Genomic DNA, 12,328 nt, shown 5'->3' on the forward strand with positions numbered 1-12,328 from the left:
CTGGCCTGGTAGGCCGCGATCCGCTCGCTCCATATGGCTTGCAGATTCATTTCCAATTTAGAATCCATCCTCTCGTTAGCATGATGGATTCATTATGAGGGATTGCTTTGCCTACGAACAGGTGGGATTGGTTTGACGCTTACCTTTAATGCAACAAAATTGTTTATTACTAAAAATAATTTATTGCCACAGGCACCAGTGCTTTTAATTAAGATTGAACAGCTATATGAAATATTCTTTGATTTATTTTCCTCAGGAATTGAATCAGGATTAAATAGGGAAGTTTTTGAAAGTTGGATTTCATTTTATTCATTTGGAAGTGATAAGATATTTGACTTGTACTACAAGCCTCTTATACGTATGGATGATAACATCTTTATTATACCAAGCATATTTCTTTGTAATAATATATATAGAACATTCATCAAACACTTAAGGATGTTAAAGGTGAACTTGTCTGAGAAGGGTGAAGTTTTTGAAAAACAATCCAGAAGGCTATTCTCCGAAAATGGATTGATTGTACATTCTAATAATTACCCGTTTCAATATCATTGTCCTAATGACCGTAGCGAAATCAAAGGTGATATCGATATTATAGCAATTAAAGATAAACATATATTTGTAGGAGAAGCAAAAAATCATCTTGATCCATTGGAACTTGATGATTATAGGGCTGGGAACAAAGTTGTGAAGAAGGGTGTATCACAAATCAAGAAGATATTAAGATATATCGAAGACAACAAAATTGAATTCTCTCAAAAAATTTCGATTGAGAATTTAGAGGAATATACGATTGTTCCATTTGTTTTATTATCAAGTTATTATGGATCTGGGCAAATCGTTGAAGGGATACCAGTAATTGATTATAGTGCCTTAGATAAGTACCTAAGTGATGGTACCTTAAGAGCATATTCGGGAATGGAAGTTATTGCAGAAGTGCGGCTGAGAGGGGACGATTTTACTTCTGAAGAACTCAAAGACTTCTTGGTAGATAGCCCCGGCGTACGGACGCGGTTCCGGAAGTCCGCTCATTGCGATATCGGCAGGTTCTAATAAAAATACCGTGTGAGAAACAGGAAGGGCGATCCCTGAATTTCACACGGCGCGTGGTATGACTTTTTAGCCCTGTCACCCGAGGACCTTTCTTAGTATAGTTTATTGTCCCGCTGAGCCTCCCTGCCCAGTGCACATACTTTTATTTTCTTTCTTGGTTGACTGTCACTATGAAAATGCCATAATTATCTCTTCCGCAATGTCATATGCCGCACTTTCTTCATCCATATGCTCTGGACGTTTTATTGCAATGGTAGGTTGAGAAACCCCCTCGGTTACGCAGTCGCTAAAACAAATGACATAATTGGAAACCTCTATATTGTCGACGATTTGATCGTTATATAGGACAGCCTTGTCTATTGCTTGTGCAAGCAAATGGTTATTACGCTCTGTATAAAAACTGCATTCGGTTAATGGATAAAGTTGGGGAAAAAGATTTAACACATATTCCTTTAACTTACATAGTTGTTCAAGCACTTTCTCTTGCTTTCTATTCCCGAATCTACGATAGGTAAACCGTAACTGTGCCATACACATTTTTTTATAGCTATCTGTAAAATCATCATATAACTTAGATGAGCGAAGGAAACTGCCCAATAAATCTAACGCCCTAATTAGTTCACCAATATTATAAGCGTTCTCAGAGAGGCTACCATTACGGTTTCTGTAATAATTGATAAGCGGCAAGGGGATATAGACGATTTGATTGGCAATTGCCGCCATAAAAGGCACAATAGATAGATCCTCAAAAAATTTCAAATCAGGAAATCTTATCTTGCTAAACAGCTCTCTTTTGTATATTTTCCCCCAAATAAAAGTCCTTACGGTATTAAAAATACTTTTCGTCTTGCTCGCGCTTGCTGTCTTTCCATAAAATCTAATTCTTGATACTTCCTTTTCGGCAGTTTCATTATCCACATAGTTTATATCACAAAGCCCTATATCCGAACCAGTCATAAGCATCTCCGTCAGTACCTGTTTAACGAACCCCGGTTCCATACTATCGTCTGAATCTAGAAAGGTTACGTATTCACTTGTCGCACAATCTATTCCGGTATTGCGGGCAATAGCTGCGCCTTGATTCATCTGATATATATACTGAAACCGGCAATCCTGACGTACATATTCCTCACAAATTGATTTACTTCTATCTGTCGACCCGTCATCAATAAGCAATACTTCCAAGCAGGCGTGCGTTTGATTCATTACAGAATCAAGACAGCGGCGAAGATACTGTTCGGCATTATGGATAGGAATAATAATCGAAACTTGCGTACGCTGTCGTAAATCTTCCATATCAAATCTTACACTCCTCTTCGGTATCCACTGATTTCCCGTAACTTAAATGGAATAACACGCTCACATTCTGCCATTGTACTTCGGCTGATTGCGAACGTGCTATCCCAATAGTTTCTTATTTTTTCTCGCAAAGATACAATACACGCGTTGGCTCGGAATTCTTTACGGCAAGTATGGAGAATGACTTTAACAGCTCCGTTTCGAAATTCTCCTTCGTATACCATTCAAAATCCCCGTTTTTCAGTGCAGGGGCAACCACACTATCTTCCCGCTCGATAAATTCAATGATCAGCCATCTACTCGTATATAGCGCAAATTGTCCTATAATCTCAGCATATGACAGTTGCTGCGCAAATGCGAGGTGGTGCATTACCGCAAGAGCAAGTACCATTTCGCTATTGAAGCGTTCAATCGCACTCTTGCGCCACGGGACAATTGCCGTGTCCCCGATATGCAAATCTCTGTAATAAGCCGGTGTTGGCGCAATTAAATTCAAATAAACTGGATACACATTTTGAACGTTTTGGTCGGTAACCATCTGGTAGACAAAATCGACACAGTTATAATCTAAATCGGCCGTAATGCAACGTTCCATCTCGTCATGCAAAGTAAAGCCGTACCAACCCATATTCCCAGCCAAGTCCAGCATCGTTCTTGGTTTAACGGAACGGACCATTTCCACAACCGTTCTTTGCTTATCTGACCATTTGGCCTCATTACTCTTTTCATACAGCTCGTTTTGGTAACCGTTCCAACCGCTCTGAAGTATTTGCTTGAATTGTACATTCAAGACATAATCCTTTAGAATTTCGCAGCATTTTTGTATATTGCCTTCTAGCGCAGATTCATAGCATTCATTAAACATATCCTTATACTCGCTTAAGGTATCTGCCGATAAATATCCTGCAATATCGTTAATCGAGAGCTTTTGCCCAGGATTATTCAAATATAGATAAGCTTTGTCCATCAAATTTTCAGACATCATCAACAAAATCACCAGATGGGCATTAATAAATTCCTGTATATAAAAATGTGGCGTTTTGCCTGTCCTGATTGCGTCAAAATCGAAAAACACAAACTTACCGTTATGGAAAGTCGCGTTAAACGCATGCCCGTCTAACCAACCCAAGCCAATATTGTCGATTTCAGCGAGGAAATCAATCATGAACAGCGTATAATCATAAAACATCCTTGGCGACCACTCAACTGCGTAGGTAAACAATGGAATATATTCATGTTTGAAACTGCACGAATACCCCTGCGCAATTTTCACATCCGACATTTCTGTCTTCGTTACAAACTTATCGAAGATACCATAATCCTTGCATTTGTTATAAATCTCGATAAATTGTCCAGCAATATTGTCATTGATTAAACGATACACACATCGATCATTCAAATTAACGACTAATTTATTATTTGCACCTGTTTTTATCAGTTCAAATTCGGAATTCATATTCAAAACGCCTGATGCAGCCCCGAATCCGCTATAGCCTTGCAAAAAGACTTTATGGAATTCAAAAAAGTCGGCATCTTCAGTTAATCCCATGGAACTTAATTGTTCCTTTACCGCACCTAAGAATTCATAACCAACCGTAATGATGACAGTATATTTGTCTTTATCCAATAAGACATTCGGCGAAGAAATTTCAACTCCGCACAAGCAGTTTCCCCATAACTTGCTATTATTGTCGACGATTAAGTCAATCTTCATTCCTGAACGTTCAGCATAATACAAACCTAACCGCCCTGTGGCACCCGCTCCAAAAAAAACAACCTTTTTAGCCTTCTCTGAAATAGGTATATGTTTGACCCCCATCCATTTTATAAACAAATCGTCTCGCTCATCATGCCCCTTATTTCTAAGAGCATACGAATTAACATCATTACATTTCTCCTGCAGTAGTGACTCCAAAACGGCTCTATCCGGCCAACGCTCCCATGGTGGCGTTGAAAATCTCCCCCAACCCGACATTTGCTTATCAATGATTATTACTTTGCCTCCTGGCTTGCATACTCTCACCAGCTCGTTTACCGCAGCTTTCAGATTAGGCGAATGTTCAATGCATTCCACAGCATATACCACGTCGAATGAATGATCACCGTAAGGCAAAAACTCAATCTCGCCGACCGTAGTTTTCACATATTCCGGCACAGCTGAAAGCATAACAGGGGAAATGTCTATGCCATGCAATTTACAGTCCGGTAATTTTTCGTGGATGCGTTTTAAAATTCTCCCTTTGCCGCAGCCTACTTCCAAAACACTGTTGCCATTTATAATTTCGCTAATTACTTGTGTAACTTCAGCATCGTCCTCATCAATTTCAGAGGGAGCGATTGGAGCAAATTCATCATCAAAATGCGCTTTAATCATCAGTTTATATGCGTCCAGATAGAACTTTGTCGCCCATGCGATCTCACGATCTGCAAAATAGTCAGCACCATTGCCTACACTGCCTAAGAAACCGCCGTCGGATTCCATATTATTCTCAACCCACGCCATCAACTTATCTGCCGGTTCGCGTCTGCCAAGCTTGTACAGACATATCGCGATTTGCGAGCAGCCTGTGATACATACCCAGTCAACACCGTCATAGGCAGGAATGGAGCCGTCGTTTCTTTGCGAAACAAGCAGTTTCTCGATAATGTCCTTTACTTCATTTTCATACCCAAGATCGATAAGACTGTCAATTTGATATGCTAAAAAATGCGTAAGCGTTTTATGCGAAAGAACATTCGGGTCAGCTAGATATCGTTTAACCGAAGCATGAACAAGCTGTATTTTTTCATGATCATTGATAAGTTGAGCATATTCAAGCATTGGCGGCAGCCCAAAGAGCAAGATCGGTTCAGGAACAATTGGATCGTCTTCATAGCTTTTTGGAAAAATACCGTCGTTGTCTTTCAAAGCAGAAAACAAATGTTCCGCCGCTTTGATTTGTATGTCGTAATATTTGTTTGTAATCTTCTGTATGGCGTTAAGACCGCGAAGAGCTTGCGCCGTATCAAATAGATAGGCACGGTCTGAACCGGCCGCATTGAATGAGCCGTTATCGTTTATGACAGAGTCCAGATAGTGTGCCATAGCCAAAGCTTCTTCCTTCAAACCATAGGAAAGCATTGTCGGAATGATATAGCCGGTAACTTCAGGGTACTCGTAAACAGAACCCCGAAAAACAGAAACACCGCCATTTTCCTGTTGATTTTGAATCATCCAGTTTAAAGCCCGCTGTACCGAGCTGGCTTCGGGATATTCGCCCTGCACAAAGTTATATCGGCCTTTAAACATGAAGTACGAGATATAGTTGTTCAAACCGTATCCACTCAGTTGTAATGCCATTTCGTTATAGAAATTAGCGGACATTATAATCAAAAACGGCTTGTGCCATTCTATCGTGTCCGGCGATACAATTTCAATCCCACTTATGCTTTGACCCCATAATTCAGCATTATTGTCTGCAATGCAGGTGATGTGTATACCGTTATCCAGGCAGTACTTGACGGCCTCGCTCCCGATTTGACCCGCTCCAAATAAAATGATGGGTTTATTTTCAGGAGAAGCTTTAAAATCATCGACTAACTGATAGATCTGTTCCTTTGGCAACGAATGCATTATTTCCCCTCCAACCAATTTACTAGTTCTGAGTTTAGATAGTTGATAGCGTCAGACCTGATTGACTGAGCCAGGTCTAAACATTCATAGGCTTTATCCCTATCGTTAACGATTTGACAGCGGCGAATATTCTTCAAATAAGCACGCATCACTATTATATCGGAATACTTAGATCGGTTCGTAACAAGATTTCGTAAGGATAGCTCAATGGCTTTAGCAACGATCAATTGTTGTTTAGTTGCCGTCAGAGACGTTGTACTATGTCGATATAAGTAATTGCATTCCTCTGTCTTCACGAATTTGTATCCCGCATTATAGGCTTTCAGCCAAAACTGCCAGTCTTCAACTAAGAACCATTCAGATTCATAACCACCAACATCAAAATAGACCTGTTTCTTAAACATAAAGTAACCACCGATACAGGACAGTATGGGAATTACTTCGGGTGTATCCATTTCGTAGCCTGGAATGGCATTACCTGCTTCGTCTATTGCAGCTTCATTGCCATAGACAACATCCGCTTCGGTGTCCGAGGATAACATTGTAACGAAGTGTGCAATCGCATTGGGTTTGTAGATATTATCATCACTTGTCCAAGTAAAATAATCGCCAAGAGCTGCTTGAAAGCCTGTATTTAAGGCCTGGGGCAAATATTGATTTTGGGAATGTCGTATTGTGCGTATGCGGATATCTTTATTTACATATTCCGCAATAATTTCAGGACTTTCATCTGTACTGCAGTCATCGACTATAATCAGTTCAAAGTTTTCATGAGTTTGGGACATGACGCTGTCGATCGATTGTCGAAGAAAGCGCGCGCCGTTATAAACTGGAAGTATTATCGACACTAAATAGTTTCTCATAAGATTTCCTCTTTTACGCGGTAATTTCTTTAATTTATGTTTATAAGGGATACACGGAGATGGCTGTCCGATAGGACAACCACATTATCACACGCATATATACCGTTAGCAAGACAAACCTGTGCGGCAACGAATGGGTCGTAACTCGCCGCTGGAAAGGCACCCTCAAAGATATTCGATGCCAGCTTCGGCCTAATATTTTCGCCCGCGCGCTTAACCTTCCTCCAGCCATTCTACTATTTCAGGTTTCAACCATGAAAGCGCATCCCTATTTATTTCTTTTGCCAAGTCTAAACACGCTATTCCAGCTTTCTTATCATTCAACCGATAAGCAAAGCCCACACATTTCAAATAAGCTCGCATCGCGATTTCATTGGTATATTTACTCTTATGCTTGCTCAGATTTTCTAACGATAATTCCAGACACCGCTCTTGCACTTCGCGAGCTTTTGTCATGGATAACGAAGTCGTATTATCGCGATAAAGATAATGGTTTTCCTCGGTTCTTACAAACTTCTTCCCCGCGTTGTACGATTTTAACCAAAACTGCCAATCTTCTACCAGGAACCACTTGGATTCATAACCGCCTACGTCGAAATAGACCTGACTTCTAAATAGAAAATATCCGCCTACACAAGATAGGATAGGAATTTCCTCCGGGCTGCCGATCGATGCAATGGCATTGCTTTTCTCGATTACGTGTCCAGCATCATCTATAATGCTTTCGTTTCCATATACAAGGTCTACATCGTGTCGTTGTACCAATACATCAACCAAATGTTTGATGGCATTCGGCTTATAGATGTTGTCATCGCTTGTCCATGTAAAAAAGACACCTTTTGCTGCATCAAATCCTGTATTTAAGGCTTGAGGCAAATATTGATTTTGGGAATGGCGTATTGTTCGAACGCGTCTATCCTTCCTGGCATACTCCTCTATAATTCCGGGCGTCTCATCTGTACTGCAATCATCAACTATTATCAATTCGAAGTTTGTGTACGTTTGCGAAAGTATGCTGTCCACTGATTGGCAGAGAAAACGTGCACCGTTATAGACCGGAAGCACGATTGACACTAAGTGTTGGTTCATAAACCCTCCATTTCTTTGCCTCAAAAATAGTACAGCAGTGCATATTGGAAATATTTATACCCCCAATATTTGACGATTTTCCATAGCTTCATGTAAAGCCCTGAAAATATAATAGTCCTGCGGTGCAGTAATCTTGATATTATTAGGTGTGCTTCTTACTATGTGCAGTTTCACCCCATATAAGCTGCATAAATGTGCTGAATCAAGAGGAGTATGCCCGTCATTCTCCGCCTGTTGATACAGGTCCCATATATCCCCGTACCTAAACGTTTGAGGCGCTTTGGCAACAAACATCTCGCTCCTTTTAGGTATGTTATCAATCTCATTGCCATTACTGCTCTGTATAATGCTTTCAAATGTAGCTTCACAGGTTATCGCGTTGCCGCAGCGCTTTGCGGTTGCAATGTTTTCAGAAATTAGATTCTCGTTTATCAAAGGACGGACACCGTCGTGAATTAACACAATATCATCGGAAGCATGCGTGCCTCTCATAGCTTTAAGCCCATTATAAATGGACTTGTCACCACTGATCCCGCCGGCTATAATTTTAGAAACCTTGCGGATATCGTATAATTTCAAAAAGCGTTTCAACTCTTTAATCCAACTCTCTAGGCAAACAACTATGATATTATCAATCTCGGGGTGCCACTCAAAATGTTCAATGGTATATATAATGATAGGCTTACCATGTAGTTCTAGAAACTGTTTAGGCTTCGAAGCAGAATTCATACGCTGCCCTGTACCGCCAGCAAAAATCAATGCAGTTATCATAATCTCACTCTTCCAATCTGATAGTGGTATTTGAACTATAATCTTGAGGCTAATGATGCACAGATGGCTAGATGTTTTTCGCGTTTGAATGATATTGGCAGCACCTTGTAAAACGCGGATTCCCGTATTCTCTCTATATCCATCTTAAGGTAAATCTCGCATTCCCCTCAATATATCGTCAAGCTTACCCACTTTCTACTATCTTGCGCCGAGTAAATCTCGAAGTAAAAAAACTCTTGCTTACTTTATCGGTTATTAAGCCATCGTTTTTAATATCGAACACAGTAACACATCTGAACAATAATAGTACACGGAAATAACTGCATGAGCGAATTCCTAACTAATACCGGACTTGAATGCGTACAATGAATCGTTTCATAGCGTGCGCGTGCTGGTAAGGTTTTGTTTAGCAATTACGAGCCTGCCTCCCTAGATGAAGCTCCTCTCCTATTTCCACAACAACCGAAAAAGCATGGGGGCTTGAGTCGCAAGCCTCCATGCTTTTTTCTGAACGAGTCAAGGTAGTTAAGGATATCTCCAGGATTTAGGGTCCGGACCGTTATAACTTTAATTCTTCTTTCACGTAGTGGATAATTTTATCCCCGCTTCTTTCATTTGCCGAAACCCCGAATCTTTTATAGGCCGTTTTCAGAAGAGAATTCCATTCAACGGTATTCTCGTAATCCTCTATATGGGTAATGTACTGCAAGAAACTCCATAAATCATACTGGTTTGCGTCATCAAAGAAAAAACCATATAGCGGCATATCCCTATATACTGGACTTCCGGACAGATACATGTTCAAACATTTCGTGAAATGAAGCAGCTTCTCGTTGAAGTCACCTTCGCCCTCTGCCACAGAAACATTATCGCAGGTGTGCAAAGCCATCATTGGTTTAAGCGTTGCTCCGTATAAAAGGGCTACCGATGAGCCGCCCCACCCATAATAGGCATCGCTCCATGCGATGGCTCTGTACAAGTCTGTCGTGTCATCATAAATGCCCGAAGCCTCGCGCCTATACTCCTTTATAATCTCCCTGTATTCATCCGCCATTCCCAAACGCATGCTGTCAAATGTCGCCATAGAAAGCGGGTGCGGCCTCCACCACAAAACAAAATCATCGCGATGTTTGAAAACATCCAAGACCGAACGTAATTTTTTTAGAAACTGCTCTCCGAATTGTAAAATTTCCGCTAAGCTCGTGTTATAAAAGACAACCTTTTTGCGAGTACCGTTCGCGTCTTCAATTAAATCTCGCCATTCATCCGTCAATCCATAGTCTTCACGTTTCATTTGTATTACTTTATCGAACTTCGGCGATCCGAGCGCCACGAACTTTTTCTTGCTATCGCCGATTTTACCCGATAAATTGCGTGCTACTTCATTTTTCTTGAAAAAATTAATATACCTTTTCTGTTCCAGATCATTTGGCACAATTGTTTTATGAGCATATATCGTTCCACTATTAAAACAAAAGTGTTCTTGTACTTTTTCGGTCACAAAATACGGAATATAAACCAACAGCTCAGTCAGTTTACACAACTTCTCGCTATAATAATCGGGGTGAACAGACGTAACAATGTTAGTCACGTCATAAGGATTGTGTATAAAGATCACGTCCGGCCTACGGCTTGCAACATCATAGTCACGCCAATTTGTAACTTCAACATAGTCAGGATACAAATCGCCGTCGTAATGCACTTCTTTCACCGAACCATCGGGATTCCTCGAAAAATAAGGAATAGGCACGCAATATACGTCACATTGCGGATCTTCCTTCGCGGCCAAATATACACTTTCTAACGCATCGAACATACTGAGCTGGTAAGGGAAGAATACGACTTCAATCTTGTTCGGCTTCAGCTCACTTTCAACCGAATTCTTAATCTTCACAAGCTGTTGTTTGAGCTCCTTTACTATTTCCCGATCATTGTTGTCTATGCTCGCCCGGTACAACAACTCGCAGTATTCTTCGAGTAAGGCGACAGTCTGGGTTCCTTCGCCCTCAATGTTCTCGATGTATTGTCCAATCTGCACGGCAAATCCCTGACAATCAGCAAGCAAATTCCCCACTATCTCCGGTGCGGTTTGCTTGCTTAGCACGTCCTGCGCTTCATTTAGAGTCTCCAACAACTCAAATATTGTTTTCTGATGTAATTTCCGCATTTATTTCCCCTGCCAATCCAGAATCATTCGTCTATACATATCAGCCAACCCGTATTGCGGCCGCCAGCCTAATGACTTCAGCTTATCTGCATTGAGCCTAAAACCGACTTCAGGCGCGTAACCGCGTTTTGCAATGTCGCTGGGTATCTCGACAACTGTTTTTATTCTACCTTGACAAATTTCGCTTGCAACCATTTCCGCCATTTCCCGGATGGTTGTGCTTGCCTCTTGGTTTGCAATATTGTAGGCTTGTCCATTAAGACCCCTCAATAAGAGCGAAAGCAACCCGCGTACAGCGTCAGCTAAGTAGCAGTAATTCCCTCTAGTTTTCCCCTCAGTATGCAAAATTATATTTTCTCCCGCCATCGCACTACGTGCAAATTGAGCGAACACCCGCGTATCGGCTTTCGGGGTCCCAGCGCCAAAAACTTGCGCCAATCGTGCTACTTTTACCGGAAGTCCGTACTGCACGGCATAAGCAGTACACAAGCTCTCACATAGCCGTTTACTTTCAGAATAGCTGCTGCGCGGGTTATATAAATCCAAATACCCCAAGTCTGCCTCCTGCACCTGTCCATGTAAATTCTGTCCATAGACCTCCATTGATGACAGGTAGACAACACTTTTAGAGTCTCGCTCTTTGGCAAGCTCCAATATGTTTCTTGTGCCATCGACCGCTGTGGTTATTACATCAACCGGTTTCGCCACCATATCTGCCGATCTGGTAATTGCTGCGCAGTGGAAGATATAGTCCAGTTTGCCGGGGAGGGCTTCCATCGTTAAAGGGCGACGAATATCACCACTAATAAACGCATCTAGTCCGCAGTCTTTCGTCAACCTTTCTCCCTTAACACTGTCTCTTCCGTTCCCGATTAGACTAAGATTAAGCTGATATTTTTGACTGGCTGCGCTTAGCGCAAAAGCCAGTGCTGTACCAATTAACCCGGTCGCACCGGTAATAAGTACTGATTTATTCGACATTTCGTGCCACGGCAGATGCGGGTCGGAAATGATTTGTTCTATATCTTCACAAAAAACACGATTAGGCAAGCACATTTACTCCTTTTCATCCAGACATGCCGTATTTTTCGAATCTTGTAGAGGGTACAACCCCACAATTGATCTTCGCGTCATCTCTATCAAGTCCACCAAAACAACCACCAAGCTGACAGCCCCTATCTTTATTGTATAAAGTCAGTTATCCAATAAAATTATAACATAGATAATGGGCTAAGTATGTTCCCAGAATGAATCGTCATTGAGAGAGGCTTTCCTCGATGTCCATTCGGTTCCAAATCAGCTGACGAAGCAGCGGAAAAGCTAGAGAAAAGTAAGCGTCAAACCAATCCCACCTGTTCGTAGGCAAAGCAATCCCTCATAATGAATCCATCCTGCCAACGAGAGGATGGATTCTAAATTGGAAATGAATCTGCAAGCCATATGGAGCGAGCGGATCGCGGCCTACCAGGCCAG

Annotated in this window: 8 protein-coding genes; 1 reads left to right on the top strand and 7 read right to left on the bottom strand. The window is 41.4% G+C overall.

What is annotated here, in order from left to right; all coding sequences use genetic code 11:
• The first annotated feature begins 132 nt into the window (after positions 1–132).
• A complete protein-coding gene (locus tag WBG83_RS21645; protein ID WP_336747465.1) occupies positions 133–1,053 on the top strand; it encodes a hypothetical protein in 921 nt (306 codons plus the stop codon).
• 168 nt (positions 1,054–1,221) lie between these two features.
• Here the strand turns inward: WBG83_RS21645 and WBG83_RS21650 are convergent, their stop codons facing one another.
• The 7 genes from WBG83_RS21650 to WBG83_RS21680 all read right to left on the bottom strand — a co-directional run bounded on the left by WBG83_RS21650 (position 1,222) and on the right by WBG83_RS21680 (position 11,905).
• Positions 1,222–2,349 carry a glycosyltransferase family 2 protein gene (locus tag WBG83_RS21650; protein WP_336747466.1) on the bottom strand — a complete coding sequence of 376 codons (1,128 nt, stop codon included), beginning with the start codon at positions 2,347–2,349 and terminating at the stop codon, positions 1,222–1,224.
• Between the two features lie 118 nt (positions 2,350–2,467).
• On the bottom strand, positions 2,468–5,965 hold the full coding sequence (locus tag WBG83_RS21655) for a methyltransferase domain-containing protein (protein WP_336747467.1): 3,498 nt from the start codon (positions 5,963–5,965) through the stop codon (positions 2,468–2,470).
• A complete protein-coding gene (locus WBG83_RS21660; RefSeq protein WP_336747468.1) occupies positions 5,965–6,828 on the bottom strand; it encodes a glycosyltransferase family 2 protein in 864 nt (287 codons plus the stop codon). The genes WBG83_RS21655 and WBG83_RS21660 overlap by 1 nt, the downstream gene beginning before the upstream one ends.
• A gap of 213 nt (positions 6,829–7,041) precedes the next feature.
• A complete protein-coding gene (locus WBG83_RS21665) occupies positions 7,042–7,917 on the bottom strand; it encodes a glycosyltransferase family 2 protein (protein WP_336747469.1) in 876 nt (291 codons plus the stop codon).
• Between the two features lie 54 nt (positions 7,918–7,971).
• The gene (locus WBG83_RS21670; protein WP_336747470.1) at positions 7,972–8,688 is read right to left on the bottom strand and encodes an IspD/TarI family cytidylyltransferase; all 717 of its coding nucleotides are present in this window, start codon (positions 8,686–8,688) and stop codon (positions 7,972–7,974) included.
• 559 nt (positions 8,689–9,247) lie between these two features.
• Positions 9,248–10,855 carry a hypothetical protein gene (locus WBG83_RS21675; RefSeq protein ID WP_336747471.1) on the bottom strand — a complete coding sequence of 536 codons (1,608 nt, stop codon included), beginning with the start codon at positions 10,853–10,855 and terminating at the stop codon, positions 9,248–9,250.
• Positions 10,856–11,905, bottom strand: a complete 1,050-nt coding sequence (locus tag WBG83_RS21680) for an NAD-dependent epimerase/dehydratase family protein (protein WP_336747472.1) — start codon at positions 11,903–11,905, stop codon at positions 10,856–10,858.
• Positions 11,906–12,328 lie beyond the last annotated feature (423 nt).

Source organism: Paenibacillus sp. y28 (assembly GCF_037137075.1).
Taxonomy (GTDB): domain Bacteria; phylum Bacillota; class Bacilli; order Paenibacillales; family NBRC-103111; genus JBBBNV01.